The organism is Achromobacter sp. 01N37 (assembly GCF_056399725.1).
On record NZ_JBFTRX010000009.1, the window covers coordinates 156,574 to 182,271 of the forward strand.

Annotated in this window: 24 protein-coding genes and 1 riboswitch; of the genes, 14 read left to right on the forward strand and 10 right to left on the reverse strand. The window is 65.3% G+C overall.

Annotated features, from left to right (window positions below):
- Nucleotides 1–7 precede the first annotated feature (7 nt).
- Nucleotides 8–1,198 carry an ABC transporter substrate-binding protein gene (locus tag AC1DSJ_RS19800; RefSeq protein WP_054420740.1) on the reverse strand — a complete coding sequence of 397 codons (1,191 nt, stop codon included), beginning with the start codon at nucleotides 1,196–1,198 and terminating at the stop codon, nucleotides 8–10.
- A gap of 359 nt (nucleotides 1,199–1,557) precedes the next feature.
- Between AC1DSJ_RS19800 and AC1DSJ_RS19805 the strand changes: the two genes are divergently transcribed.
- From AC1DSJ_RS19805 to AC1DSJ_RS19815, 3 genes are all read left to right on the forward strand, one after another.
- Nucleotides 1,558–2,487 (forward strand): polysaccharide deacetylase family protein, encoded by a 930-nt coding sequence (locus tag AC1DSJ_RS19805; protein ID WP_441371971.1) that lies wholly within the window; start codon nucleotides 1,558–1,560, stop codon nucleotides 2,485–2,487.
- A gap of 155 nt (nucleotides 2,488–2,642) precedes the next feature.
- Entirely contained in the window at nucleotides 2,643–3,449 is an 807-nt protein-coding gene (locus tag AC1DSJ_RS19810) for a GntR family transcriptional regulator (RefSeq protein WP_441371972.1), read from the forward strand.
- Nucleotide 3,450: 1 nt separating this feature from the next.
- Nucleotides 3,451–4,092, forward strand: coding sequence for a flavin reductase family protein (locus tag AC1DSJ_RS19815; protein ID WP_342066378.1), 642 nt, complete (start codon nucleotides 3,451–3,453; stop codon nucleotides 4,090–4,092).
- A 178-nt stretch (nucleotides 4,093–4,270) separates the two neighbouring features.
- Here the strand turns inward: AC1DSJ_RS19815 and AC1DSJ_RS19820 are convergent, their stop codons facing one another.
- Complete coding sequence (locus AC1DSJ_RS19820) at nucleotides 4,271–4,528, reverse strand: helix-turn-helix domain-containing protein (protein ID WP_441371973.1); 258 nt, start codon at nucleotides 4,526–4,528, stop codon at nucleotides 4,271–4,273.
- Between the two features lie 174 nt (nucleotides 4,529–4,702).
- Nucleotides 4,703–5,626, reverse strand: coding sequence for a LysR family transcriptional regulator (locus tag AC1DSJ_RS19825; RefSeq protein WP_441371974.1), 924 nt, complete (start codon nucleotides 5,624–5,626; stop codon nucleotides 4,703–4,705).
- A gap of 135 nt (nucleotides 5,627–5,761) precedes the next feature.
- Here AC1DSJ_RS19825 and AC1DSJ_RS19830 point away from each other — a divergent pair, with 135 nt between their 5' ends.
- The 9 genes from AC1DSJ_RS19830 (at nucleotide 5,762) to metF (ending at nucleotide 14,596) form a co-directional block, all read left to right on the forward strand.
- On the forward strand, nucleotides 5,762–6,742 hold the full coding sequence (locus AC1DSJ_RS19830; RefSeq protein WP_054420735.1) for a tripartite tricarboxylate transporter substrate binding protein: 981 nt from the start codon (nucleotides 5,762–5,764) through the stop codon (nucleotides 6,740–6,742).
- Between the two features lie 185 nt (nucleotides 6,743–6,927).
- Nucleotides 6,928–8,349 (forward strand): 3-isopropylmalate dehydratase large subunit, encoded by a 1,422-nt coding sequence (gene leuC / locus AC1DSJ_RS19835; protein WP_441371975.1) that lies wholly within the window; start codon nucleotides 6,928–6,930, stop codon nucleotides 8,347–8,349.
- Nucleotides 8,346–9,011 carry a 3-isopropylmalate dehydratase small subunit gene (gene leuD / locus AC1DSJ_RS19840; RefSeq protein WP_441371976.1) on the forward strand — a complete coding sequence of 222 codons (666 nt, stop codon included), beginning with the start codon at nucleotides 8,346–8,348 and terminating at the stop codon, nucleotides 9,009–9,011. The genes leuC and leuD overlap by 4 nt, the downstream gene beginning before the upstream one ends.
- 91 nt (nucleotides 9,012–9,102) lie before the next feature.
- Nucleotides 9,103–9,990, forward strand: coding sequence for an alpha/beta fold hydrolase (locus AC1DSJ_RS19845; RefSeq protein ID WP_441371977.1), 888 nt, complete (start codon nucleotides 9,103–9,105; stop codon nucleotides 9,988–9,990).
- Nucleotides 9,991–10,068: 78 nt separating this feature from the next.
- The gene (locus AC1DSJ_RS19850) at nucleotides 10,069–10,305 is read left to right on the forward strand and encodes a DUF1289 domain-containing protein (protein ID WP_054420731.1); all 237 of its coding nucleotides are present in this window, start codon (nucleotides 10,069–10,071) and stop codon (nucleotides 10,303–10,305) included.
- Between the two features lie 216 nt (nucleotides 10,306–10,521).
- Nucleotides 10,522–11,562 carry a glycosyltransferase family 4 protein gene (locus AC1DSJ_RS19855; protein ID WP_054420730.1) on the forward strand — a complete coding sequence of 347 codons (1,041 nt, stop codon included), beginning with the start codon at nucleotides 10,522–10,524 and terminating at the stop codon, nucleotides 11,560–11,562.
- A 74-nt stretch (nucleotides 11,563–11,636) separates the two neighbouring features.
- Nucleotides 11,637–11,775, forward strand: a riboswitch (S-adenosyl-L-homocysteine riboswitch).
- A 100-nt stretch (nucleotides 11,776–11,875) separates the two neighbouring features.
- A complete protein-coding gene (gene ahcY / locus AC1DSJ_RS19860; protein ID WP_175170331.1) occupies nucleotides 11,876–13,294 on the forward strand; it encodes an adenosylhomocysteinase in 1,419 nt (472 codons plus the stop codon).
- Nucleotides 13,295–13,418: 124 nt separating this feature from the next.
- Complete coding sequence (locus AC1DSJ_RS19865) at nucleotides 13,419–13,754, forward strand: phage holin family protein (RefSeq protein WP_006224804.1); 336 nt, start codon at nucleotides 13,419–13,421, stop codon at nucleotides 13,752–13,754.
- Nucleotides 13,754–14,596, forward strand: coding sequence for a methylenetetrahydrofolate reductase [NAD(P)H] (gene metF / locus AC1DSJ_RS19870; protein WP_054420728.1), 843 nt, complete (start codon nucleotides 13,754–13,756; stop codon nucleotides 14,594–14,596). Before AC1DSJ_RS19865 ends, metF begins: the two co-directional genes overlap by 1 nt.
- 116 nt (nucleotides 14,597–14,712) lie before the next feature.
- Here the strand turns inward: metF and AC1DSJ_RS19875 are convergent, their stop codons facing one another.
- From AC1DSJ_RS19875 to AC1DSJ_RS19900, 6 genes are all read right to left on the reverse strand, one after another.
- Nucleotides 14,713–15,711 carry a tripartite tricarboxylate transporter substrate-binding protein gene (locus AC1DSJ_RS19875; RefSeq protein WP_054420727.1) on the reverse strand — a complete coding sequence of 333 codons (999 nt, stop codon included), beginning with the start codon at nucleotides 15,709–15,711 and terminating at the stop codon, nucleotides 14,713–14,715.
- A 205-nt stretch (nucleotides 15,712–15,916) separates the two neighbouring features.
- Nucleotides 15,917–16,780, reverse strand: coding sequence for a proteasome-type protease (locus AC1DSJ_RS19880; protein WP_054421354.1), 864 nt, complete (start codon nucleotides 16,778–16,780; stop codon nucleotides 15,917–15,919).
- 78 nt (nucleotides 16,781–16,858) lie between these two features.
- On the reverse strand, nucleotides 16,859–17,662 hold the full coding sequence (locus AC1DSJ_RS19885) for a transglutaminase family protein (protein WP_054420726.1): 804 nt from the start codon (nucleotides 17,660–17,662) through the stop codon (nucleotides 16,859–16,861).
- A gap of 13 nt (nucleotides 17,663–17,675) precedes the next feature.
- Entirely contained in the window at nucleotides 17,676–18,650 is a 975-nt protein-coding gene (locus AC1DSJ_RS19890; protein ID WP_054420725.1) for an alpha-E domain-containing protein, read from the reverse strand.
- Nucleotides 18,651–18,652: 2 nt separating this feature from the next.
- Entirely contained in the window at nucleotides 18,653–20,083 is a 1,431-nt protein-coding gene (locus AC1DSJ_RS19895) for a circularly permuted type 2 ATP-grasp protein (RefSeq protein WP_054420724.1), read from the reverse strand.
- 267 nt (nucleotides 20,084–20,350) lie between these two features.
- Nucleotides 20,351–21,028, reverse strand: coding sequence for a 5-formyltetrahydrofolate cyclo-ligase (locus AC1DSJ_RS19900; RefSeq protein WP_342066370.1), 678 nt, complete (start codon nucleotides 21,026–21,028; stop codon nucleotides 20,351–20,353).
- Between the two features lie 142 nt (nucleotides 21,029–21,170).
- Between AC1DSJ_RS19900 and AC1DSJ_RS19905 the strand changes: the two genes are divergently transcribed.
- Both AC1DSJ_RS19905 and AC1DSJ_RS19910 read left to right on the forward strand, forming a co-directional pair.
- Nucleotides 21,171–23,306 (forward strand): lytic transglycosylase domain-containing protein, encoded by a 2,136-nt coding sequence (locus AC1DSJ_RS19905; RefSeq protein ID WP_054420722.1) that lies wholly within the window; start codon nucleotides 21,171–21,173, stop codon nucleotides 23,304–23,306.
- On the forward strand, nucleotides 23,303–24,406 hold the full coding sequence (locus AC1DSJ_RS19910) for a tRNA nucleotidyltransferase/poly(A) polymerase-related protein (RefSeq protein WP_346552621.1): 1,104 nt from the start codon (nucleotides 23,303–23,305) through the stop codon (nucleotides 24,404–24,406). Before AC1DSJ_RS19905 ends, AC1DSJ_RS19910 begins: the two co-directional genes overlap by 4 nt.
- A gap of 55 nt (nucleotides 24,407–24,461) precedes the next feature.
- Here AC1DSJ_RS19910 and AC1DSJ_RS19915 read toward each other — a convergent pair whose 3' ends face one another.
- Nucleotides 24,462–25,649 carry a class I SAM-dependent methyltransferase gene (locus AC1DSJ_RS19915; protein ID WP_441371988.1) on the reverse strand — a complete coding sequence of 396 codons (1,188 nt, stop codon included), beginning with the start codon at nucleotides 25,647–25,649 and terminating at the stop codon, nucleotides 24,462–24,464.
- Between the last annotated feature and the right edge of the window lie 49 nt (nucleotides 25,650–25,698).

Consider the following 25,698-nt stretch of genomic DNA (forward strand, 5'->3'; position numbering starts at 1 on the left):
AGCTGATTTACTGCGCGCCCTTGACGGGCAGGATGCGGTTGTCGATGAACTGCGTCCACACATAGTCGTTCTCGCGCAGCGCATCGTGCGAGGCCGGCGTGAAGGGCTGCTCATACGTCTTGATCAGGCCGTCGTACTTGCCGATCTTGTAGAAGCCCTGGCGCACCGCGTCGCCATCGGTCGAGCCGGCCTGCGCGATGGCCAGCGCCGCCAGCTGCATGCCGTCATACGCGTTGGCCACGCCGACGGCGGGCGTGATGTCTTGCGGGCCTTTGATGTCCGAATACTTGGTCTTCAGCGCTTGCATCACCTTGTCGCCCACCGGCCCTTGCTTGCCGAAGAAGCTGTAGGTCTGCACGAAGTGCACGTTCTTGGCGTTGGGGCCGGCAAGCTCAGTAAAGCGGCCGCCCGCAGGACCCCAGTGCGACACGATCGGCACCTTCCAGCCCATGCGGTCCAACGACTTCACCACTTGCGCCGACGGGCCCACGTTGCCCACCAGGAACAGCGTGTCCGCACCTGCGGCCTTCAGGCGGCTTAGCTGCGGCACCACGTCCAGGTCGTTGGGCTGGAATTTTTCAACGCCTGCGGGCGTGACCTTGGCGGCTGCAAGCGCGGCGTTCAGGCCTTTCTCGTTGGATTCGCCCCAGGGGTTGTTCACCAGAATCATGCCGGGCTTGGCGGTTTGGAACGTCTTTTGCGCGTACTGAACCATGGCGCTGTCGACGATCTCGTCCATGGCCGACACGCGGAACACGAAGTTCGGGTTGCCCTTGTTCTGCGTGATGGCCGTGCCGGCCGCCCACGGACCCATGAAAGGCACCTTCTCCTGATTCACGATGGGCACGATGGCCATCGACACCGGCGTGTCCAGGCCGCCAAACAGCACGGCCACTTTTTCCTTGAAGATCAGTTCGCGCGCGGCGGCCATGCCCTTGGCGGGGTTGCCTTCGTCGTCGCGCCGCACCAGCACGATCTGGCGGCCACCCAACAGCCCGCCCTTGGCGTTGATTTCGTCGATGGCGATGGTCATGCCGCGCGTCAGCGCTTCGCCCGCGCGGGCCGACTCGCCCGACAGCGCGGTGATCAAGCCGATCTTGATGGGGTCGGCGGCAAGCGCCGGTTGCAGGGCGAGGCCGGCCGTGAAGAGGGCGGCGGCGGTGGCGCGAAGCAGAAAGGAACGGCGGGTCGGGACCATCGGGCACTCCTGGAAAAGTGGAACGGATCTTGCATGGGGTTAAGTGCTGCTTGCCTACCCCATGCAAGATCCATGCCACCTGATCCGGCCCGGCCGCAGGTTGCGGCGATCACGGCGTTACCAGGGGGATGCGGCGTGTTTTGCCTGCACTTTGTGTGCGTCAACGCCAAATTTTGTTTTCAAAGCAGCAGAAATTTTGTTAACAATCATGCATCAGGATTTGCACCAAAATGAATCCATCCTTGCTTTCAAGCACTAATCCGGGGCGTGCCGATGCGTCCGGGGCGATGTCCACCTCGATGGCTGGGTCTATGCCCGGGTCTATGCCCGGGTCGATTCCCGGGTCGATTCCCGGGGCAATGTCCGCACCCGGCTCCGCCTGGACGCCCGAGCCCCTGGCCTGCCATGGCCGCTTCGCCTACCAGCCCATCTCTGGCCGGGCCGACTACACCTGGCCGAACGGCGCGCGTCTGGCCGTGTACCTGGGGTTCAACATCGAACACTTCGCGTTTGGCGAAGGGCTGGGCGCCGAGCTGGGGCCGGCATCCCCGCATCCCGACGTGCTGAACTACGCCTGGCGCGAATACGGCAACCGCGTGGGCGCGTGGCGCTGCCTGGAACTGTTCGACGAATTGCGCCTGCCCGCGGGCGTGCTGATCAACACCGCTTTGTATGACCACTGCCCCGGCCTGATGGACGCCTTCCTCGCGCGCGGTGATGAATTGATCGGCCACGGCTACAGCAACGCGCACCGGCAGGGCGGCCTGCCCGAGGCCGAGGAAAGCGCGCTGCTTGCGCATTGCCGCGACCGTATCCGTCAGCACACGGGTGGCGCGCCCGCCGGCTGGCTGTCGCCATGGATTTCGGAAAGCCGAGCCACGCCCGATCTCTTGGCCGAAGCCGGCTACCGCTACACGCTGAATTGGTGCCATGACGACCAGCCGATGCGCATGCGCACCCGCGCGGGCGACCTCTGGGCCATTCCGTATCCGCAAGAGCTCAACGACATCCCGATGATCATGGGGCGCAAGATGGACGCGCGCGACTTTGCCGATATGATTCTTGACCAGTTCGAAGAGATGCGCGTGCAGGCCACCCGCCAGCCGCTGGTCATGGGCATTGCGCTGCATCCGTATATCGTCGGGCAGCCGTACCGCTTGCGGCACCTGCGCCGCGCGCTGGCGCCACTGGCCGCCGCGCGCGACCGGGGCGAGATCTGGTTCACCACGCCGGGTGAGATCTGCCGTCATGTCGACAGCCTGCCAGCGGGCGTGATTGCTGCGCTATGAGGCCTGGCCGCTACCCGGCCGGCGCCGAACGATCCCGCCGCCGTACCCGGTTAACTGTCTTACCCGGTTAACTGCCTTACCCGTTCAACAGCCGTACCCGTCTCACTGCCGCACCCGTTTAACCGCCGCACCCGTTTAACCTTTTCGAGTTCAGCATGCCCAGCCGAAGCCCCGCCAAACCCCGCGCCAAGCCTGCCCCCCGCAGCAAGATCGCCGTGGAGTCTGCCGTTATGGAACGCACCAGCGTCGCGTCCGCTGCCCCGCGCGACGCCGGCCCCGCCGACGGCACGCCCGACAGCGACATGGAGCGCCGCATCTGCGAGGCCGTCTACGAAAGCGTGATGAGCCAGCGGCTGACCCCCGGCACAAAGCTGCCCGAGGCCGCCATCTGCGACTTGTTTGGCGTGTCGCGATCCGTGGCGCGCAAGGCCTTGCAACGTCTGGCGCACGAGCACGTGGTGGACCTGCATCACAACCGTGGCGCCGTGGTGGCCGAGCCCACGCCCGAAGACACGCGCCAGATCTTCCAGGCGCGCCGTGCGCTGGAAGCGGCGCTGCTGCCGCTGGCCGTGGCGCGCGCCACCAAGGCCGACTACGCGTCGCTGCGCAAGCAGTTGCGCGACGAACATGCCTTGCTGCATCGCGCCGGCCAACCCGCATGGGCGCGTCAGGCCAGCGCCTTTCATGTGCGGCTGGGCGAGCTGTCGGGCAACGCCATTTTGCACGGCTATCTGGCCGAACTGGTGTCGCGCTGCTCGCTCATCGTGGCGCTGTACGAGCCGCCCGGCAACGCCGCCTGCGAACACGGCGAGCACGTGCTGATCGTCGACCTGATGGAACGCGGCGACGTGGCCGAGGCCGTGAAGATCAATGACAACCACCTTGCGGACCTGGAGCGGCGTATCAGCCTTGAACGCCCGCAACCCGCGCAAACCCTTGCCCAGATGCTGGGACTGGCCTGATATGGAAATCGACTTCGACGCAATCACCGAATACCAGCGCTACAAGCTGATGGCCAGCCTGATCGTGCCCCGCCCGATCGCGCTGATCACCACCTTGTCGGAAACCGGCGTGGTCAACGCGGCGCCCTTCAGCATGTTCAACATGCTGGGCGAAGACCCGCCGATTGTCATGGTCAGCATCAACCGGCTGGAAGACGGCGGCCTGAAGGACACGGCGCGCAACATCGCCCGCGACAAGGAATTCGTGGTGCACCTGACCGACGAAGCCATGGCGGAAAAAATGCACCGCTGCGGCGACCGCCTGCCGGCGGACGTCAGCGAACTGGCCCACGCGGGCCTGGACGCCGCGCCCAGCCACCACGTCAAGCCGCCGCGCATCGTGCAAGCGCCCGTGGCATTCGAATGCACGCTCTACGAAACCATGGAAACCGCCAGCCGCCAGATCTTCATCGGCCAGGTGCGCTGGCTGCACGCGCGCGACGGCCTGATCGACACGGAAACCTGGCGCGTGCGTCTACAGGATTACTTTCCAGTGGGCCGCTTCGGCGCCAGCTTCTACGTCACCACGCGCGACCGCTACGCGATCGGCGCAGGGGACGCGCCGGCGGGCGCGACGGCGAGTACGGCGATTGATGAGATTTAAGACGCGGGGGGCCATGCGCGTTTTGGCGCGGCTAGCCCTTCAGATCGCCCGATGACTCGCACGGTGTCCATCGGGGCGTCCGCCGCTTCATATCCAGCGTTGGCGATCGCGGCATCGAGTCCACGGCATCGTTCGTCGAGCTTTGACGGCCCAGCACATGCACATCGAGTTTCATGGCTTAGTCCCCGCGCCGCTGTTCAGCCAGGATGTCGTCCAAGGTGCGCTGATGTCCAGCCTTAACGACTTTGATGTCGTAGCCCGCCGCCTCGAGCAGCCGGACAAGCGCCGACACGCTCATGTCGTTGCGGGCCAGGTTCTCCATGCGCGCCAGCGTCGTCCGGGCGACGTCCGCGCGCCGGGCCATTTCTTCCTGGGTCAGGCCGCTTTCCTTTCGGGCCGACCTCAGCATCTCCGCAACGTCGCCAAGTGTGGTCATTTTGTAGCCCTTGGGCATCAATATGTGTTGAGTCTACTATTTTTGTGGCCCGTGGGACACAATCGCGTTGAAATCTAAGACGACATGAAGGGCTCGATTTGTGTCCCAAAGGCCACCAAAAACAGAAAATACATTAGTTTTGAGGCCCAAAGGCTACAAAAATTCCCCTGATCATCACCACATCCCCCCCGACCCGCCCGGCGCCCTGAGATGCCGCGCGAAGCGTTGGGACAGGAACTCCACGAACGCCACCGTCTTGGCCGGTAGATTCAATCGTTCGGGATAGAGCGCGTGGATGTCGGCGGGGGGTGTGCGCCAATCGGTCAGCACTTCGCGCAGCCGGCCCTCGCGCAAATAGGCGGCGGTTTCCCATTCGGATCGCATGACGATGCCGTGGCCGTCCAGCGCCCATTCCAGTGCGCTTTGGCCGTCGTTGGAACTGACGGGGCCGCGCACCTTGACCGTCTCGGCGCGTTGGCCGGATTCCAGCCGCCAGGTGCCGTAGGCGACGTCGTTCTCGCGTACGACGATGCAGCGATGGCGTTGCAGATCACTGGGCGTGCGCGGTTCGCCATAGGTGTCCAGGTAGCGGGGCGATGCGCACAGCAGCCGCCGGTTGGAGGCAATTTTTCGGGCGGTCAGGCGGGCGTCGGGCAGGTCGCCGAAGCGCACGGCCACGTCGAAGCCTTCTTCGATCAGGTTCAGCGGCCGGTCGGTTAAGCGCATCAGCACTTCCACGTCAGGATATTGGCGCGCGAAGTCCGAGACGGCCGGCACGATGTGCGCACGGCCGAAGCCGAAAGTGGCGTTCAGCCGCAGCAGCCCCTGGGGTTGGGCACGGGCGCTTGAGACCGACCGTTCCAGCGCTTCCAGATCCGCCAGGATGCGTCCGCCTTCCGCCAGATACAGCTCGCCTTCCTGGGTGACGCTGACGCGGCGCGTGGTGCGGTTCAAGAGGCGCACGCCCAGGCGCTGCTCCAGCCGGGCCAGCCGCGCGCTGATGGCGGGCGGCGTCAGGCCGAGTTCGCGCGCGGTGGCCGACAGGTTGCCGTGTTTGACCACGAGCGCGAAGAAGGCGAGATCGGAAAGGGCATCCATGGCGCAAGCCTGATTGATAAATCTAATTTAATAAAGATTTAGTTTGAACGGGAATTATAAGAATTAAACCCGCTTATACACTGGGTTCACCGATATAGAGCCACATCCACGTGGCCAACCGAGGAGACCCGAACCATGAAGATCAAACCCTTGGCCCGCGCGTTCTGCGCGGCCGTCGCCGCATCCTGTTGGGCCGTACCGGCAGCCGCCGCGAACAATTTTCCCGAACGTGCAGTCACGCTCGTCGTGCCTTTTGCGCCCGGCGGTAGCGTGGACATTGCCGCGCGGCTGATCTCGGAAGCGTGGGGCCGTGCGTTGGGCCAAAGCGTGATCGTCGAGAACCGCGCGGGCGCGTCCGGCAACATCGGCATGGCCGCCGTGGCGCGCGCCCAGCCCAATGGCTACACGCTGGCGATCAACACGATGTCATTGGCGATCAACCCGGCGCTGTTCAAGGACATGCCGTTCGACACGACGAAGGATCTGCGTTCGGTGGGCACGGTCGGCACGTCGCAACACGTGCTGACGGTGACGAACGCGTTGCCCGTCGCCAATGTGAGCGAACTGCTTTCCTATGTGCGCGCGCGGCCCGCCAATGAGCTGAGCTTCGGTTCCGCTGGCACGGGCAGCACGTTCCACATGGCTGCGGAATTGTTCAAGTCGGTCTCGAAGACGCAGATTCTGCACGTGCCGTACAAGGGCGGCGGCCCCGCCATGGTCGACACCATCAGCGGGCAAGTGCAGATGAGCTTTCCCGTGCTGTCCGCCGCCAAGCCGCAGGTGGATGGCAAGAAGCTGCGGGCGCTGGGCGTAACGGGCACGACGCGTTCGCCCTTGCTGCCGGACGTGCCGACCATCGCGGAGTCCGGCTTGCCGGGCTACGAGTTCAACACGTGGTTTGTCGTCAGCGCGCCTGCCGGTACGCCGCAAGCGGTGATCGACACGTTGAACACGAAGCTGGCCGAAGCGTTGCAGTCGCCTGCGCTGAAGGCGCGCATGCAGCAGGAAGGTTTCGATCCGCTGATCTCCACCCCCGCCAAAACGGACGACATGGTGGCCGCTGAAATGACGCGCTGGGCGGGCGTCGTGAAGGATGCTGGCATCCAGGCGAACTAAGCGGAGCGGCGGCGCAACCGCGACAGGCAATCGCAAATAAGCGACGGCAACGAGTGATCGCAACAAGCAACCGCACAAAGCAATCGCAATAAGCAACCGCAACAAGCGACGGCAGCAACAGCCGCAACCAGCAACCGAAAGACCGCCCGCCGCCGCCGCGGGCGCCCCATTCAAGGAAGCAAGACATGCCCGGCATGACGCTGTACGACAAACTGGTGGCCAGCCATGAGGTGGCCCGCATCGATGACGAGCACATTCTGCTGTACGTCGATCTGCACATCATGAATGAATACACCAGCCCGCAAGCCTTCAGCGGCCTGGCTGCGCGCGGCAGGAACGTGCTGCGCCCAGGCCAGCAGATGGCGGTGGTGGACCACATCATTCCCACGCATCCGGTGGCGCCCGCGCTGCGCGTGATTGCGGACGATGCCTCAGCGCGCCAGGCCGTGAACCTGAAACGCAATTGCGACGCGCAGCACATCGCGCTGTTCGACACGACCGACCCGCTGCAAGGCATCGAGCATGTGATCGCGCCCGAGCACGGCATGATCTTGCCCGGCATGGTGGTGCTGTGCGGCGACAGCCATACGACGACGTATGGCGCGTTGGGCGCGCTGGGTTTCGGCATCGGCACGTCCGAGGTGGAGCACATCCTGGCCACGCAGACGCTCGTGTATCGCGTGGCGCGCAACATGCGCATCCGCGTGGACGGCGCGTTGGGGGCGGGCATGTCGGCCAAAGACCTCGTCATTTATGTTGTGCATCGAATCGGCGCGCAGGGCGCGCGCGGGCATGCGGTGGAGTTCTGTGGGGACGCCATCGACGCCCTGTCCGCTGAAGGCCGCATGACCCTGTGCAACATGACGGTGGAAGCGGGCGCGCGCGCCGCGCTGATCGCGCCGGACACGACCACCGACGCCTACGTCACCGCGCACGCGCCGCAGCTGCATGGCGAACTGCTGGCGCAGGCGCGCGCGTATTGGGCCACGCTGCGCACCGATGCGAATGCATCCTTTGATGTGGAACACGTGTTTAACGCCACGGACATCGCGCCGTTCGTTACCTGGGGCACGAGCCCCGATCAGGCCATGCCGGTGACGGGCCACGTGCCGGACCCGCAGGCCGAGCCCGATCAACTGGCCCGGCTGGCGTTGGAAAAGGCGATGGACTATATCGGCCTTGCGCCCGGCGCGCCGATTGCCGGCGTGCCGATTGACCGCGTGTTCATTGGCTCTTGCACCAATGGCCGCATTGAAGACTTGCGCGTGGTGGCGGGGCTGGCGCGCGGCAGGAAGGTGGCGGCGGGCGTGCGCGCGATGATCGTGCCGGGCTCGGGCGCGGTGCGGGCGCAGGCCGAAGCGGAAGGGCTGGCGGCCGTGTTGATGGAAGCGGGCTTCGAATGGCGCCAGCCGGGCTGTTCGATGTGCCTGGCCATGAACGACGACGTGCTGCGCCCCGGCGAACGCTGCGCGTCCACCACCAACCGCAATTTCGAAGGCCGTCAGGGGCGGGCAGGGCGCACGCATTTGATGAGCCCGGCGATGGCCGCCGCCGCCGCGTTGGCCGGCCGCATCGTCGATGTCCGTGAATGGGAGCAAGCCAAATGAATCCGTTGATCGAAGGCATCGCCGCGCCGCTGCCGTTTTCCAATCTGGATACTGACCAGATCATGCCCAAGCAGTTTCTGCGCATCATCGACAAGGCGGGGCTGGACCGTGGCCTGCTGTACGACTTGCGCTTTGACGAGCACGGCGCGCCGCGCCCCGGCTTCGTACTGAATCAGGCCGCGTATGCCGGCACGTCCGTGCTGGTGGCGGGGCCTAACTTCGGCTGCGGTTCCAGCCGCGAGCACGCGGTGTGGGGCTTGCAGCAGTTCGGCATCCGCGCCGTGATCGCGCCCAGCTTCGGCGAGATCTTCTACTTCAATGCGGTGAATAATGGCCTGCTGCTGGTGAGCCTGCCCGCCGCCGAGGTCGACGCCTTGCTCGAGCGGGTGTCCAATGTCGGGGTGTCTGATTCTCAACAACCGGCTGGCAACCGCGTGGCCATCGACGTGATGGCAGGGCAGATTCGTGCGGCGGATGGCTGGACGGCAAGCTTTGCGTTGCCCGAGCGCCATCGCCGCATGTTCGCCCAAGGCCAGGACATGGTGGGCGCGTCGCTGCTGCAACTGCCCGAAGTGGAACGCTTCGAAGCCGCCCACTGGGCGCGCCACCCGTGGATGAAGGATGTGGCGCGCACGGTGCGCGACCGCCTGAATGCCGCATGACCCTGACGCTGCACGACCTTCACGCTGCACGACACTGACGCCGTACAACCCTGAACGCTGCGCGCCCCTGACGCACAAGGAGACTTCCCCCATGACCGCATTCTTCGACTTGCCCGTGCGCCGCATTCCGGCCAATGGCATGGACATCGCCGCGCGCATCGACGGGTCGGGGCCGCCGCTGCTGTTGTTGCACGGCCATCCGCAAACGCATGCCATCTGGCACCGCGTGTGGCCCGAACTGACGCGGCATCGCACGTGCATCGCGGCGGATCTGCGCGGCTATGGCGACAGCACCAAGCCCGCCGCCTCGCCGGACCACGCGGCGCATTCCAAGCGCGAGATGGCGGCCGACATGGTCGGGCTGATGCGTGCGCTGGGCCACGAACGCTTCGACGTGCTGGCGCATGATCGCGGTGCGCGCGTGGCGCATCGGATGGCGCTGGACCATGCCAGCGCCGTGTCGCGCATGATGCTGCTGGACATCGCGCCCACGCTGGACATGTACGAAGGCACGACGCGCGCATTCGCGCAGGCGTACTTCCATTGGTTCTGGCTGATCCAGCCCGCGCCCGGCCCGGAAACGATGATCGAGCATGATCCGGTGTTCTACCTGCGTTCGGTAATGGGCGGCCGGCCCGGCGGCCTGGCGCATTTTTCCGCGGAGGCGATGGCGGAATATGAACGCGCGGCGCAATTGCCCGGCTGGGCAACCGGCATCTGCGAAGATTACCGCGCGTCCGCCACGCTGGATCTGGAGCATGATCGCGCCGGCCGCGCCGCGGGCGAGCGCCTGCGCATGCCGGTGCGGGTGCTGTGGGGCGAACGGGGCGCCGTGGGCAAGAATTTCGATGTGCTGGATTTGTGGCGCGCGGTCGCCGATGACGTCTCGGGCGGGCCGCTGCCGGGGGCGCATTACCTGGCCGAAGAGACGCCGGATGCGCTGTTGGCGGACGCGGGCGCGTTCTTTGGATGGCGGTAGCGCGGGCTGTCAATCAAGCCAGGGCGGGCGATAGGGCTATCCAAAAAGGGACACAGCCCGGGTGGTAATCTTCGGCCCATGAATCGTTACTTCGCCGACCTGTCCGAATTGCCTGACCCTGACGACGCGCAACGCGTCTTCAAAGCGACCGACTCCCCCTGCGTGGCCGTTTGCTCGACCCTGTTCGACGATATCTGCCGCGGTTGCGGCCGCACGGCCATGGAAGTCGCCAATTGGGTGTTCATGACGGATGAGGAAAAGCGCGAAGTCTGGGTGCGCATCAAGGCGCAAGGCTATCCCCGCCGCAACAACTAAGCCGCAACAATTCAGTCGCAGCAATTCAGTCGCAACAACTAAGCCGCAACAACTAAGCCACAACAACTCAGGCGCAGCAACAGAGGCACAGCAGGCTAGCGCGCAACAACTCAGGCGCGCGGCCAGCCAGAAATTTCCGTCCGAATTTTCCAGGCGTCTTGGGCATGTCATATCGGCCGGGCTAAATCGCGGTATCGCCCACTTCCGGCCCCCCTCATGCGCATCGTTCTGGTTACGGATGCCTGGCATCCGCAAGTCAACGGCGTCGTCCGCACCTGGACGACCATGCAGCAGATTCTGTCTGAATGGGGCCACGAGCTGATCGTGGTGAACCCGCAGGGCAGCCGGACCATACCGGCGCCGTCCGAGCCAGACCTGCGGCTGTGCCTGCAACCCGGCCGGCAATTGCGCCGCATCCTGGGCGACACCATTCCCGACGCGCTGCACATCGCCACCGAAGGCCCGCTGGGCCTGGCGGCGCGGCGCATGGCGCTCGCACGCGGCTGGCAGTTCACGACCTCGTTTCACACGATGTTCCCCGACTACCTGCAAGCGCGCATGGGCATCCCCGCAGCCTTGCCGTGGCGTTATCTGCGCTGGTTCCATCGGCCGTCGCAATGCGTGCTGGTGCCTACGCCCACGGTGCGCGACGTTCTCGTGCGGCGCGGTCTGGCGAACCTGCGCGTCTGGTCGCGCGGCGTGGACCCCCGCAAATTCCAGCCGGCCGACAGCCAGGCGTTTGCGCATCTGCCGCGCCCCGTTTACTTGAGCGTGGGCCGCGTGGCGCGTGAAAAGAACCTGGATGCATTTCTGTCGCTGGACCTGCCCGGCAGCAAGGTGGTGGTGGGGGCAGGGCCGGACGAGGCGCGGTTGAAGAAGCGGTTTCCAGATGCGGTGTTTCTGGGCATGCAGCAAGACGACGCGCTGCCCGGCTTCTATGCTGCGGCCGACGTGTTCGTGTTTCCCAGCCTGACCGATACGTTCGGTCTGGTGATGCTGGAGGCCATGGCAAGCGGCACCCCCGTGGCGGCGTTTCGCAGCGAGGCGCCGTTGGCGGTGGTGACGCCGGGTGTGACGGGCTGCCTGGATGATGACCTTGCCCACGCGTGCCGCGCGGCGCTGCCGCTGGATCGCCACGCCGTGCGCGCGCATGCGCTGACGCGCAGCTGGGATTCGGTGGCCTCCGATCTGCTGGCCTCGCTGGTTCCCTTGGTGCCGGATGCTTCTTCGCGGACAACGTTGGCCGGGGCGGGGTGACCGGAAGAAATCCTGTGGGTTTTATTTCGGGGACGGATTTCCGCGCAGGCGGTCAAACCGGTACAATGCCCGGCAATCCTGAGGAGCGTTGCGACGACCCTGCGGTTTCCGTCTTGCCAAGGCAAGGCGCGCGAACCCCGGCTCGCCAGGCTCAGGAATCCTTGTTCAAGCGCCGCGCCCCGCGCGTCGCTACAGCAACGGCGCTCACCTTTGTCGCATATGGCGGGAAAGGCGAGCACTCGACTGTCGTGGTGTATTCGCGTTGTCCGGCCATATCGTGCGCCGTTCGACATTCACGTGGAGCCTACACACCATGAACGCTGTGACTGATAAATCCTTCTCCGATTACCTGGTTGCCGACCTGTCGCTGGCAGGCTGGGGCCGTCGCGAACTGGCTATTGCCGAAACCGAAATGCCCGGCCTGATGGCCATCCGCGACGAATTCGCCGCCGCGCAGCCGTTGAAGGGCGCGCGCATTGCCGGCAGCCTGCACATGACCATCCAGACTGGCGTGCTGATCGAAACGCTGGTGGCGCTTGGCGCCGAAGTGCGCTGGGCCTCGTGCAACATCTTCTCGACCCAAGACCACGCCGCCGCCGCCATCGCGGCATCGGGTACGCCGGTCTTCGCCGTCAAGGGCGAAACGCTGGAAGAGTACTGGCAGTACACCCACAAGATCTTCGAATGGCCCAATGGCCAGAACGCCAACATGATCCTCGACGACGGCGGCGACGCCACGTTGATGCTTCACCTGGGAACCAAGGCTGAGAAAGACCTCTCGGTGCTGGCCAACCCGGGCAGCGACGAAGAGCGCATCCTGTTTGCCGCCATCAAGGAAACCTTGAAGCGTGATCCGAAGTGGTATTCGACCCGCCTGGCGCTGATCAAAGGCGTGACGGAAGAAACCACCACCGGCGTGCATCGCCTGTACCAGATGTCGCAAAAGGGCGAGCTGGCCTTTGCCGCCATCAACGTCAATGACTCGGTCACCAAGTCCAAGTTCGACAACCTGTACGGCTGCCGCGAATCGCTGGTGGACGGCATCAAGCGCGCCACCGACGTGATGGTTGCCGGCAAGATCGCCGTCGTGGCCGGTTACGGCGACGTGGGCAAGGGCTGCGCCCAGGCGCTGGTCGCCCTGCGCGCGCAAGTCTGGGTCACGGAAATTGATCCGATCTGCGCCCTGCAAGCCGCGATGGAAGGCTTCAAGGTCGTGACGATGGAAGAAGCCGCCGTCCATGGCGACATCTTCGTCACCGCCACCGGCAACTACCACGTCATCACGCGTGAGCACATGAACGCCATGAAGGACCAGGCGATCGTCTGCAACATCGGCCACTTCGACAACGAAATCGACGTCGCCGGTCTGGCCGATTGCCAGTGGGAAGAGATCAAGCCGCAAGTCGACCACGTGATCTTCCCGGACGGCAAGCGCATCATCCTGCTGGCGCAAGGCCGTCTGGTGAACCTGGGCTGCGCCACGGGCCACCCGTCGTTCGTGATGTCGTCGTCGTTCGCCAACCAGACCATCGCTCAGATCGAGCTGTTCACGCGTAACGAAGCCTACAAGTCGGGCGAAGTCTACGTGCTGCCCAAGCACCTGGACGAGAAGGTTGCCCGCCTGCATTTGAAGAAGCTGGGCGTGAAGCTGACCACGCTGCGCAAGGATCAGGCTGACTACATCAACGTGCCGGTCGAAGGCCCCTTCAAGCCCGAGCACTACCGTTATTGATAGGTTGAAAGCACAATAGGAAACTACCGCGCCATGTTGGCGCGGGTTTTCCGAACCGCGGGTTCCCCTGTTTTTGTCTGTTGAAGGCAGGGCCGCGGAGCGTCAATACAGGAGTTCGAACATGGTGACATTGATACTCGTCTGGATTCTGAACGCGGTGGCCCTGCTGGCTGTTGCTTACCTCTTGCCCGGCATTGCCGTGGCCAGCTTCGGTTCGGCGCTGATCGCCGCGCTGGTGCTGGGTCTGGTGAACATGCTGGTCAAGCCCGTGCTTGTGCTGCTGACCTTGCCCATCACGATCGTCACCCTCGGGCTCTTCCTCATTGTCATCAACGCCTTGTTGTTCTGGTTCGTCGGCTCCGTGCTGAAGGGCTTCCAGGTCAACGGGTTCTGGTGGGCCGTGGGCGGTGCCATTCTGTACAGCATCATCTCTGGCCTGCTTACCAAACTGATTCCCTAATGTCTGACTCGACTTCCCCCGCTTTCAGTCTGGAGTTCTTTCCCCCGCGCGACCTGGCCGGCCAAGAGCGGCTGGTCCGCGCGGCCAAGCAGATGCTGGCCATCCAGCCCAAGTACGTCAGCGTGACGTTCGGCGCGGGCGGTTCCACGCGTGCCGGCACGGCGGACGCCGTGCGCACGCTGGGCAACCTGGGCTGCGATGCGGCGCCTCACTTGTCGTGCGTGGGCGCCACGCGCCAGGAATTGCGGGACATCCTCCAGACCTACAAGAACGAAGGCGTGCGGCGCGTGGTTGCTTTGCGCGGCGACCTGCCTTCGGGCATGGGCGGTGATGCGGGCGAACTGCGCTACGCCAATGAGCTGGTCTCGTTCATCCGCGAGGAAACGGGCGACTGGTTTCACATCGAAGTCGCGGCCTATCCCGAAATGCATCCGCAAGCCACGAACCCGTCGGCCGACCTGGACCATTTCGTGGCCAAGGTGAACGCCGGCGCTGATGCGGCCATCACGCAGTATTTCTTCAACGCCGACGCCTATTTCGACTTTGTCGACCGGGCCCAGGCCAAGGGCGTGCGCGTGCCGATCGTGCCGGGCATCATGCCCATCACGAACCACACGCAGCTGCTGCGTTTTTCGGAAATGTGCGGCGCGGAAGTGCCGCGCTGGATTCGCCTGCGGCTGGCGGAGTTTGGCGACGACAAGGCTTCCATCCGCGCGTTCGGCGTGGATGTCGTGACCGAGCTGTGCCAGACCCTGCTGGACAACGGCGCGCCGGGCCTGCACTTCTACACCTTGAACCACGCGGAAGCCCCGCTTGCGGTGTGGAAGGAACTGGCGAAGTAATCGCTGCTTCCAGTGACGACAAAGGCCGGCATCGAAAAATGCCGGCCTTTTTTTTCCTGCGTTGTTGTAGCGGCGTTGTTGCAGCGGCGGCTTTGCAGCGGCAGTTATCGTTGACCTCAGTCCGCGTACACGCCCGCCTTGCGGATCACGCCGCCCCACTTGTCCACCTCGGACTGCAACCAGGTCTGCAAGCCTTCCGGCGTCTGCTTCGCTTCCGGCACGATTTCTGCGCCCAGCTCGGCCATCTTCTGCGTGAACGCCGGGTCTTTCAGCGCCGCGCGCAACGCCGCATTGAACTTGGCAACGGCTTCCGGCGGCGTGCCCTTGGGCGCGTAGACGCCGTGCCACACCTTGACCTCAAAGCCCTTCAACCCGCCTTCCTGCAAGGTCGGCGCATCGGGCAGCGCCTTGATGCGCTCCAGCGTGGTGACGCCAAACAGCTTCACGCGATCGCCCTTGATCTGCGGAATGGTCTGCGTGGTCTGGTCGCACAACACGTCCACCTGACCGCCCAGCAGCGCCGTCATCGCCGGGGCCGTGCCGGCATATGGCACGGTCGTGAACTGCACGCCCAGCGACTCTTGCAGCAACATGCCGCACAGTTGCGACACCGCGCCCAGCCCGGCGTTGGCCAGGTTGATCTTGTTGCCGTTTTCCTTGGCGTACTTGACGAAGCCCGCCATGCCATCGGCCGGCAGGTCCTTGCGGCCCAGCAACGTCATGGGCACATCCGCCACCTGGCCGACGTAGGCAAAGTCCGTCAGCGGGTTGAACGACAGCTTGCGGTACAGCGCAGGCGCCGTCGCCATGCCGTTGTGATGGATCAGAAAGGTGTAGCCATCCGGCGCCGAACGCGCCACATGCTGCGAGGCCAGCGTGCCGCCCGCGCCCGTGCGGTTTTCAATGATGACGCTTTGCCCCAGCGTCTTGGCCATGGACGCCCCAAGGCTGCGCGCCACCACATCGGTTGGCCCGCCCGCCGCAAACGGCACGACGAGCGAAATGGGATGGTTGGGATAAGCGCCTTGCGCACTGGCGGAACCCCAGGCCAGGCAGGACAAGGCCAACATGGGCCAGGCAGCACGCGTGGCCGCGCGCGCGAAAAAAGAGGGCATGTCTCGCTCCTTGTGGTTGTTCTGGTGGCCCGCGAACAGCACGCGGGCAGATACCAGTGTGGCCCGAGGGCCCAAGGATGAGAATTCGCCGTTTCACAAGCCGGGTTTCGGCAAGGGGAAAGGGGCAAGAACACGAAAGCCCGCCGCAATGCATTGCGGCGGGCCTCGGAGGGTGGGCATGTGACTGGCACATGCGTTGAAAGTCTTAACTCGCCTGATCCTTCCCCGGATCTTCGGCCAGCACTTGCGGGGTGGGGTAGTTCGGCTGTGGCGCATTGACCGGTTCGATGCGCAGCGGCTGGTGCACGCGGGACAGCGGCACCAGTGAGCCGGGGTCGTCGGGGTTGGTCCACAGCGGGTCGGGGATTTCGGCGAAGACCTGGCGCAGGCGTTCGCCCCAGGTGCCGCGGATCATGCGGAAGTACTCGTTGTTTTCGTCGATGCAGGCGAAGTGCGTGACGCGCAGCGCGTCGGTGTCGTAGACCAGCAAGTCCAGCGGCAGCCCTACCGAGATGTTCGAGCGCAGCGTGGAGTCCATTGATATCAGCGCGCACTTGGCGGCTTCGTCCAGAGACGTGTCGGGGCGCAGCACGCGGTCCAGGATGGGCTTGCCGTATTTGGCTTCGCCGATCTGGAAGTATGGGCATTCCTGGCTGGCTTCGATGAAGTTGCCCGCGGAATACACCTGGAACAGGCGGCAGCGTTCGCCGCCAATCTGTCCCCCGAAAATGATGCTGACGTTGAAGTCCACGCCTTGCTCGTGCAGTGCGGGGGCTTCGCGGTGGTAGACCTCGCGCACGGCGGCGCCGACGCAGCGGGTGGCTTCGAAAAGATCGGCGGCGTTCCAGATGGTGTCGCCACCGTCGTCGTGCTGGCGGGCCAGTGCGTGCAGCACAGCCTGGCTGACGGCCAGGTTGCCTGAAGTCATCAGGACCATGACGCGGTCGCCCGGGCGCTCGAAGACGGTCATTTTTCGGAAAACGCTGATCTGGTCGACGCCCGCGTTCGTGCGGGAGTCAGAGAGGAAAACCAGGCCGGCGTCGAGGCGGGCGGCTACACAATAGGTCATGATTGAAAATTCGGAAAAACCACGCCGCATTGTATTGCGGCGCGGGCACCGGCGTGCTGACCGGTGCGGGCAGGGCGTTTACTGCTGGCCGGACGTCTGCACCTGCACGCTGATCTCCATGGATTCTTCGCCGCCGCCGCTGCGCACGCCGCGTATTGGGGACGCCGAGTCGTAGTCGCGCGCCACGGCCAGCCGGCAATGGCTGTCAGAGGCGAATTGGCGGTTGGTGATGTCGACGCTGGTCCAGCCGATGTCGGCCAGCCAGACGTCGGCCCAGGCGTGGCTGGCCGAGTGTTCGGTGGTGGTGTGGACGTAGCCGCTGACGTAGCGGGCCGGCACGCCCAGGCCGCGCACGCAGGCCAGGAACAGGTGGGCGTGGTCTTGGCAGACGCCATGGCCCATCGCCAGCACCTGGTTGGCGGCAGTGGTGACGTCGGTGGTGCCGGGCTCGTAGGCCACCCGGTCGCTGATGGCGTTGGCCAGCGCCAGGATGTCGTCCGGGGTGGTCAGTCCGTTGGGCAACACGTTTCGAACGAAGGCCATGATGGTGTCGTCGGCCTGCGTCAGCGGCGTCTGCACGCAATAGGCGTGTACCGGCAGGCGGCTGTCTTCGCTGCCCAGCACCCCGCGCATCAGCGGCGCAACCTGCACCTGGCCCGTCACGCGCAATTCGATGTCGGTGTGCGGGTGGTTCAGCGTCAGCGTGTGCGTGATGTTGCCGTACGCATCCACCTGTTTTTCCAGCGCGCCAGGCGCTTCGATGTTCCAGCGCAGCACGCGCTGGTGTTCGTCGTCGCGCGGCGTCAGGCGCAAGGTCTGGATGCTGTAGGTGACCGGCGCGGTGTAGCGGTAATGCGTGACGTGCGTGATGAACTGTTTCATTGCTGTCTCCGTGTTATGCCGACAGCGGGACCAGGAAGTCCTGGCTGATCCGGTTGCCCAGGTCGTTGATGCGGTCCAGGAAGTGGTCCAGGTACTGATGCAGTCCACTGTCCAGGATGTCTTCGACGCGGCCGTATTGCAGTTCGGCGCACAGCATGCCCGCGCGGCGCTCCGTTTCGGTCGAGCGCTGGTTGGACACGCGCGCCAGGTCCTCGGCCACCGCGCGCATCGAGGCCAGCAGCGAACGCGGCATGTCGCCATGCAGGATCAAGAGTTCGGCGACGCGGTCGGGCGTGATGACGTCGCGATACACCTTGCGGTAGATCTCCAGCCCCGACACGGAACTCAGCAGCGCCGACCAGCGATAGAACTCACTTTGCAGCGCGGCGTTGCCGGTGGGTTCGGCGCGCGCTTCGTGCGACCCGTTGCTGCCGCGTTCATGAAATTTCACGTCCAGCATGCGCGCGGTACTGTCCGCGCGTTCAAGGTGCATGCCGATGCGCAGGAAGTACAGCGCTTCGTCTTCAAGCATCGTGCCGATGGTGACGCCACGCGCCAGATGCGAACGGAACTTCACCCATTCGAAAAACTCGCCCGGGTTGCGTTCAAGCAGCCCGGTGTGCAGGTGCTTCAGCAGCTCCAGCCACGTTGTGTTGTAGGTCTCCCAGACTTCGGTGGTCAGGCTGCCGCGCACGGCGCGCGCGTTCTCGCGGGCGGCGCGCATGCAGGAATAGATGGACGATGGGTTCTCCGGGTCGCGCACCATGTATTGCAGGACATCGTTGGGCGAGATGGATGCGTACTTGCTTTGGTACAGGCCCTGCAGCTCGGAAATGCGCAGCACACCCAGCCACGAGCCTTCGCGCGTTTGCGGGTCTTGCGGCAAGAGCGACATCTGCAGATTCACGTCCAGCATGCGCGCGGTGTTCTCGGCGCGTTCGGTGTATCGGCACATCCAGAACAGGTTGTCGGCGGTACGGCTCAGCATGTTCAGTCCTCCAGAACCCAGGTGTCTTTGGTGCCGCCGCCCTGGCTGCTGTTAACGACCAGCGAGCCTTCGGTCAGCGCCACGCGGCACAGTCCGCCTGGCACCGTGCGGATGTCTTTGCCGCACAGCACGTAGGGGCGCAGATCAACGTGGCGGGGCGCCACGCCGGATTCCACATAGGTGGGGATGGTGGACAGCGCCAGCGTGGGCTGCGCGATGTAGTTGGCCGGGTTGGCGCGCACGCGGTCCTTGAACGCATCGACTTCGGCGCGCGTGGACGAGGGGCCCACCAGCATGCCGTAGCCGCCTGCGCCATGCACTTCCTTCACGACCAGGTCGTGCATGTTGGCCAGCACGTGGGACAGCTCGTCAGGCCGGCCGCAGCGCCAGGTCGGCACGTTCGACAGGATGGGTTCTTCGCTGAGGTAAAACCGGATCATGTCCGGCACGTACAGATAGGTGGACTTGTCGTCGGCGATGCCGGTGCCGATGGCGTTGGCCAGCGTGACGCGGCCGGCGCGATACACCGACAAGAGACCCGGCACGCCCAGCGCGGAGTCGGCGCGAAAGGACAGCGGGTCAAGAAAGTCGTCGTCCAGGCGGCGGTAGATGACGTCCACCTTGCGCGGGCCTTGCGTGGTGCGCATGTAGACGGTGTTCTGTTCCACGAACAGATCCTGCCCTTCAACAAGCTCCACGCCCATCTGCTGCGCCAGGAACGCATGTTCGAAGTAGGCCGAGTTATACATGCCCGGCGTCAGCACGACGACGGTCGGGTCGTCGCCACCGTGCGGCGCGACTTCACGCAGGTTGTCCAGCAGCAGGTCGGGGTAGTGCGCTACCGGTTCGACCTTGATGCGGCTGAACGCATCGGGCATCAGCCGCATCGACATCTTGCGGTTCTCAAGCATGTAGGACACGCCGGAAGGCACGCGCAGATTGTCTTCCAGCACGTAGAACTCGCCTGCGCCCGCGCGCACGATGTCGACCCCGGCGATGTGGCAGTAGATGTCTTCCGCCACGTCCACGTCCTGCATTTCGGGGCGGTACTGGGCGTTCAGGAACACCTGTTCGGCCGGCACGATGCCGGCGCGCACGATGTCGTGGCCGTGATAGATGTCGTGGATGAACATGTTCAGCGCGCGTACGCGCTGCTTCAAGCCGGCTTCCAGATGCCGCCATTCGTCGGCGGGAATGACCCGGGGAATCAGGTCGAAGGGAATCAGGCGTTCGGTGCCGGCGGCGTCGCCCGCCACCGAAAAGGTGATGCCGACGCGGCGAAAGCTCAGGTCTGCTTCAAGCCGCCGTACGGCCATGGCCTCGGCCGATTGCTCTTGATGCCAGCGCTCGAAGGCCTGGTACTGGGAGCGTATGCCGCCTGCGCTGTCGCGCATTTCGTCAAAAGCGGCTGGACGGGATGGTCTGTCCTTCATGGCTCCTCCGATGCTAGTGCTGGCGGCCGGCTTGCAGGCGGCAGCCTTGCACACGGTCATAACCCGGCCGATATGTGGCCGGTCCCAAACAATAAGCAACCCGCATGCCAGCTTTCAGGGCAGGCGGCGGCCCTGGGCACAATATCCTCTGAAGCGCGCGGAAACGCCATCCCCGCAGTGGCCGAGGGGCTCGGCAAGCCCGCGGGGGAAACGCTGGAAATCTTATTGCACCAGATTGGTGCAAACCGCCGGGGCGGTTCTGGTGCGTCAGTTCATGCGGTAGGTGTGCAGCGTGGTACCGCTGCCCGTCGCGCCTTGCTCAAGCGGGGCGTGCGGCACCCAGCCGTCCTGAGTCAGCACGGCGTCCAGCGGGAAATCGTGCGGGGCGGGTTCGTAGTCAGCGTCGAGCTCGCCGCAGCTCCAGGCGATGCCGATGGTGATGAACGGGTGGCCGCGCTCGCGCAAGGCGGCCAGCGTGCGGTCGTAGTAGCCGCCGCCGTAGCCCAGGCGGTCGCCTTGCTCGGTATAGCCCAGCGTGGGCACCAGGATCACGTCGGGCAGCACCTCGTCGCCAGCGGCGGGTTCCTGGATGCCGTAGGGGCCGGCGCGCAGTTCGGCCTCGGGCGTCCAGGGCAGGAAGGCCAGCGGGGCGTTGCGCGTGCGGACCACCGGCAGCGCCACGGCCACCCCGTTTTCCACCCATTGCGACAGCAGCGGGCGCAGGTCGGGTTCATCCGCCATGGGCCAGAAGGCCGCGACGGTGGCCGGCGCGGCACGGCCGGCGCGCACCGCTTCGTCACGCGCCACATTCAGCCACGTGAAGAGCCGCGCGCGCATCAGCAAACCGCCACGGCTGCGCTGATCTTCGGGCAATTCGGCACGCAGTTTCCGCAATCGCGTGCGGTGCTGGACTGCGGTATCCTCTGGAGTATTTTGCGTAGTCATGCAGTGGCTGTGATGGGGGATGGACAATGAAGGCGAACGTGCTGGAATCGGGCATGCAGGAAGTCGGCATGCTGGCGGGCAAGGCCGGTGCGTGCATGGCCGGTGTAGGTTGCAGTGTAGGTCGGCAAATGAGGGACACCGCATGACACAGACCCTGCAATCGCGACGGTATCAGAAAACCGCCCGGAAATCCCCGCGTACCCCCTTCACCTCGGACCCTCGCGCCGGCTTGCGCCGCTGGCTGCCGCTGCTGGCATTGTTCACCGCCGCCTGTGCGCCGGTTGATGCGCAACAACGCAGCGCCGCCGTCAATACCCAGCCCCAACCCCAGGCCGCTGCCCAAGCGGCTCAGCCCGTCATTTCGGTGCCGCCCGCCGTGCTGGCCGGCCTGCCTCCCACAGCCGACACGCCCGCGCTTGCCGCCGTGGTTGCCGCGCGCGAAGCCATGAACCGCAAGCAGTGGTCGGTGCTGGGCGCGCTGGTGCCCCAGGCTAAATCCGACACGCTGGGCATGTACCCCGAATACTGGCTGCTGCGCTATCAGCTGTGGACGCCGCCCGCCACGGGCCGGCCCACCGCCGACCTGCAACGCTTCATCAGCAGCAATAACGACGCCTACCTGGCTGACCGTTTGCGTGGCGACTGGCTGCTGGCCGCCGCCCGCAGCGGCGACTTCGAAACCGTGCGCAAGCTGGCGCCCGTGAAGAACAGCAACGCCCAGATCGAATGCGCCATCCTGGACGCCAAGCACATGACCGGCCAGCGCGCCACGGCCGCGCAGGCACAGGCGGTGTTTGCACCGGGGGGCTCGTGCTGGGCGCTGTATGACCAGCTGGTCGCCGACAACATTCTGGGCTGGGATCAGCTGGAACCGCAGTTGCGCGACGCCATCGAGGCCGACAAGACCACAGACGCCCGCAAGCTCGTGCAGTACATGTTCGAGGCGCGCGACCTGAAGACGTACGACGCCATGATGAAGGACCCCATGAAGTGGCTGACGCGGCAAGACCGCATGCCCGTGGGCCGCAACGAGAAAGAACTGGTGAACATCGCGCTGGCCCGTCTGGCGCGGTCGGATGTCAGCGTGGCGGATTCGTATATGCGCCGCGAATGGGCCAAGTCCATGTCCAAGCCGAATCTGGCCTGGGTGCGCGGCCAGTACGCGCTGATGGCCGCGCTGAAACTGGATAGCCGCGCCGACGACTGGTACCACGAGGCCGGCCACATCCGCATGACGGAATACAACGCGGGCTGGAAGGTGCGCGCCGCGTTGCGCCAACCCAAGATCGACTGGAAGTGGGTCATCGAGTCCATCGACGAGATGCCCGCCTCGCAGCGCGACGATACGTCGTGGGTGTACTGGAAGGCGCGCGGCCTGGCCGCAACCGGCCGCAAGGAACAAGCCAACGCGCTGTACGCCGGCATTGCCGACCGCTTCGATTTCTACGGCCAGTTGTCGGCCGAAGAACTGGGCCGCCGCATCAACGTGCCGCCGCGCCCCGCGCCCGTCAGCGATCGCGAAATCGCCGAAGCCCGCGCCAACCCGGGCCTGCAACGCGCCGTGCAATTGTTCCGCCTGGGCTGGCGGGCCGAAGCCGTGCCGGAATGGAACTACACGCTGCGCGGCATGAGCGACCGCCAACTGATGGCCGCTGCCGAACTGGCGCGCGCCGAAAATATCTTTGATCGCGTGGTCAATACGTCTGACCGCACCGAAAAGGAATTCGACTTCAGCCAGCGCTTCATCGCGCCGTTTGAAGGGCGCGTCACCGCCAAGGCCAACGCCATCGCACTGGACCCGGCCTGGGTCTACGGCCTGATCCGCCAGGAATCGCGCTTCATCATGGATGCGCGTTCGCACGTGGGCGCCTCCGGCCTGATGCAGCTGATGCCGGCCACCGCCAAGTGGGTCGCAGGCAAGATCGGCATGACCGATTTCACGCCCGCCAGCGTGAACGATTTCGACACCAACACCGAGCTCGGCACCAACTACCTGAACATGGTGCTGCGCGATTTGAACGGCTCGCAAATGCTGGCCAGCGCAGGCTACAACGCCGGGCCGCGCCGCCCGCACAACTGGCGCTCGACGTTTACGCATCCCGTTGAAGGCGCGATCTTCGCCGAGACCATCCCGTTTAACGAAACGCGCACCTACGTGAAGAACGTGATGTCCAACGCCGTCTACTACGCGGCGATGTTCAGCGGGCAGTCGCAGTCCTTGAAGGAACGGCTGGGCAACATCGTGCCGCTGGGCGCCGAAAGCACGTCGATTCCATGACGCCAGATCCGGCCATCGACGGCTTGCAGGTGTATATCGTGGGCGGGGCGGTGCGTGATGCACTGCTTGGCCTGCGCCCCGGCGATCACGACTGGGTCGTGGTGGGCGCTACGCCCGAAGACATGGCCCGCCGCGGCTTCATCCCGGTGGGCGGTGACTTCCCCGTTTTCCTGCACCCGCGCACCAAAGAGGAATACGCGCTGGCGCGCACCGAGCGCAAGTCCGGCCGCGGCTACAAGGGCTTTACGTTCTACACCGGCAGCGATGTGACGCTGGAAGAAGACCTGCGCCGCCGCGACCTGACCGTCAACGCCATCGCCCAGACGCAAGACGGCGAACTCGTCGACCCCTTGGGCGGCGCGGCCGATGTGCGCGCGCGCGTCTTCCGGCATGTGGGCGACGCGTTCCAGGAAGACCCGGTGCGCATCTTGCGGCTGGGCCGTTTCGCCGCGCGCTTTGACGATTTCACCATCGCGCCGGAAACGATGGCGCTGTGCCGCCACATGGTGGACGCCGGCGAGGCCGATGCGCTGGTGGCCGAACGGGTCTGGAAGGAATTGTCGCGCGGGCTGATGGCGAAAAAGCCGTCGCGCATGTTGGGCGTGTTGCAGGATTCCGGCGCGCTCGCGCGCGTGATGCCCGAGCTGCAAGGCGTGGAGGAAGCCGGCGCGGATGTCGATCGTGCGGCGCAGTCGGGCTTGTCGATGGCGGGGCGCTACGCCTTGCTGTGCCGGCTGACGCCTGAACGCGAGGCGCTGGGGCGGCGCATGCGCGTGCCGACCGAATGCAATGATTACGCGCGACTGCTGCCCGAGGTCTTGGCAGGCTTGAACGCCACCGAGCAAGGCGGCCCCGACGCGCAGCTGGCGCTGATGGAACGCGCCGATGCCTTGCGCAAGCCGGAACGCTTTTTTGATCTCTTGAAAACGGCTGCCATCTTGCAGCCCGTGGATACCGACGCGTGGCAATCACGCGTGGATGCTGTGCGCGGTGTGGATGCGGGGGCTATTGCCAAGGCCTGCGCAGGCGACCCAGCCCGCATCAAAGACAGCGTGCGCCAGGCGCGGCTGGAACAACTGGAACGCTTGCAGGCGGGCTGACGCTTGCAGGAACGGGGCGGCGCGGCCAACATGCCGCGCCCTCCGCCTGACGTCCTTACAGCTTGCCCAGACGGTCGCCGCGCGCAAAGCCCGCCAGCGGTTCCGTCATGCCCCGGCCCACGGCCAGCACCTTGAAGAGTTCGCCCATCTCGGCTTCGGACAGCAGCTTCTGCACGGGCGCGACGGCCTGCGCGTACTGTTGCGCGTCCGACGGGTCCAACTGCGCCAGCAGATCCATCAGCCCCGCATTCATCAGAAAGCGCGCCTGCGACGTATAGCCCAGCACCTGCAAGCCGGCTTCCAGTGCCGCGTCCGCCATGGCCGTGAAATCCACGTGCGCGGTGATGTCCTGCAACCCGGGGGCGGTGAAGGGGTCGCCATGCGCGTGATGGCGCAGATGGCACATCAGCGTGCCGCCCGCGCGCTGCGGATGGTAGTACTCGCTGCGCGGAAAACCGTAGTCGATCAGCAGCGCCGCGCCGCGTTCCAGCCAGGCGCCCATCGCGGCAATCCACGCTTCGCCTTGCAGATTGATTTCCGACACATAGCCCGGCAGGGCAGGCATGCGCGCCGCGACGGCGGCGGCAAGCGCGGGCGCGGCAGGGCGGTCGGCCCACGCGAAATGCTGATCGGCATCCAGCGACACGCCGCGCTCCAGCACGGCGCCATCCTCGCCCCAGCAAAACAGCGATACCGGCATCGCGTCCAGCACTTCATTGGCCAGCACGCAACCGGCAAAGGTGTTGGGCAGCGCGTCCAGCCATTGCACACGGCTGCCGAACGGCGCCAGCCGCTCGGCCTGGCGCGCGCGCAAGTCGGCCGAAACTTCCAGGATGAAGTACTGCGTCTGGTTCAGCCCCAGCGCATCCAGCTCGCGCAGCACGCCTTCGGCCAGCGCGCCGGTGCCGGCGCCAAACTCCAGCACGGCTTGCGTTTGTGTCTGGCGCAGCACCTGCGCCGCCTGCCGGGCGATGGTGCGCGCGAAGAGCGGGGTCAATTGCGGGGCGGTGACGAAATCGCCCGCAGGCGTCTTGGCGTCGTCATCCCCATCCGCCAGCTTGACGTTGCCTGCGGCGTAATAGCCCAGCCCGGGCGCGTACAACGCTTCGGCCATCCAGTGATCAAACGGCAGCCAGCCGCCATTGGCGATGATCGCGGCGCGCAGGTGCGCGGCGGTGGCGTCGCTATGTTGCTGGGCGGCGGGGGACAGCGGGGGCAGGTTGGCGGGCGCGGGGCGTTGCATGGTCGAGGAAGGCGTGGTCATGGGCGCATTTTCCCAAAAAAAGAACGGC

Coding starts and splice junctions, on each gene's coding strand:
- AC1DSJ_RS19800 (WP_054420740.1), bottom strand. CDS start 1,198: ATGGTCCCGACCCGCCGTTCCTTTCTGCTTCGCGCCACCGCCGCCGCC.
- AC1DSJ_RS19805 (WP_441371971.1), top strand. CDS start 1,558: ATGTCCGCACCCGGCTCCGCCTGGACGCCCGAGCCCCTGGCCTGCCAT.
- AC1DSJ_RS19810 (WP_441371972.1), top strand. CDS start 2,643: ATGCCCAGCCGAAGCCCCGCCAAACCCCGCGCCAAGCCTGCCCCCCGC.
- AC1DSJ_RS19815 (WP_342066378.1), top strand. CDS start 3,451: ATGGAAATCGACTTCGACGCAATCACCGAATACCAGCGCTACAAGCTG.
- AC1DSJ_RS19820 (WP_441371973.1), bottom strand. CDS start 4,528: ATGACCACACTTGGCGACGTTGCGGAGATGCTGAGGTCGGCCCGAAAG.
- AC1DSJ_RS19825 (WP_441371974.1), bottom strand. CDS start 5,626: ATGGATGCCCTTTCCGATCTCGCCTTCTTCGCGCTCGTGGTCAAACAC.
- AC1DSJ_RS19830 (WP_054420735.1), top strand. CDS start 5,762: ATGAAGATCAAACCCTTGGCCCGCGCGTTCTGCGCGGCCGTCGCCGCA.
- leuC (WP_441371975.1), top strand. CDS start 6,928: ATGCCCGGCATGACGCTGTACGACAAACTGGTGGCCAGCCATGAGGTG.
- leuD (WP_441371976.1), top strand. CDS start 8,346: ATGAATCCGTTGATCGAAGGCATCGCCGCGCCGCTGCCGTTTTCCAAT.
- AC1DSJ_RS19845 (WP_441371977.1), top strand. CDS start 9,103: ATGACCGCATTCTTCGACTTGCCCGTGCGCCGCATTCCGGCCAATGGC.
- AC1DSJ_RS19850 (WP_054420731.1), top strand. CDS start 10,069: ATGAATCGTTACTTCGCCGACCTGTCCGAATTGCCTGACCCTGACGAC.
- AC1DSJ_RS19855 (WP_054420730.1), top strand. CDS start 10,522: ATGCGCATCGTTCTGGTTACGGATGCCTGGCATCCGCAAGTCAACGGC.
- ahcY (WP_175170331.1), top strand. CDS start 11,876: ATGAACGCTGTGACTGATAAATCCTTCTCCGATTACCTGGTTGCCGAC.
- metF (WP_054420728.1), top strand. CDS start 13,754: ATGTCTGACTCGACTTCCCCCGCTTTCAGTCTGGAGTTCTTTCCCCCG.
- AC1DSJ_RS19875 (WP_054420727.1), bottom strand. CDS start 15,711: ATGCCCTCTTTTTTCGCGCGCGCGGCCACGCGTGCTGCCTGGCCCATG.
- AC1DSJ_RS19880 (WP_054421354.1), bottom strand. CDS start 16,780: ATGACCTATTGTGTAGCCGCCCGCCTCGACGCCGGCCTGGTTTTCCTC.
- AC1DSJ_RS19885 (WP_054420726.1), bottom strand. CDS start 17,662: ATGAAACAGTTCATCACGCACGTCACGCATTACCGCTACACCGCGCCG.
- AC1DSJ_RS19890 (WP_054420725.1), bottom strand. CDS start 18,650: ATGCTGAGCCGTACCGCCGACAACCTGTTCTGGATGTGCCGATACACC.
- AC1DSJ_RS19895 (WP_054420724.1), bottom strand. CDS start 20,083: ATGAAGGACAGACCATCCCGTCCAGCCGCTTTTGACGAAATGCGCGAC.
- AC1DSJ_RS19900 (WP_342066370.1), bottom strand. CDS start 21,028: ATGACTACGCAAAATACTCCAGAGGATACCGCAGTCCAGCACCGCACG.
- AC1DSJ_RS19905 (WP_054420722.1), top strand. CDS start 21,171: ATGACACAGACCCTGCAATCGCGACGGTATCAGAAAACCGCCCGGAAA.
- AC1DSJ_RS19910 (WP_346552621.1), top strand. CDS start 23,303: ATGACGCCAGATCCGGCCATCGACGGCTTGCAGGTGTATATCGTGGGC.
- AC1DSJ_RS19915 (WP_441371988.1), bottom strand. CDS start 25,649: ATGCAACGCCCCGCGCCCGCCAACCTGCCCCCGCTGTCCCCCGCCGCC.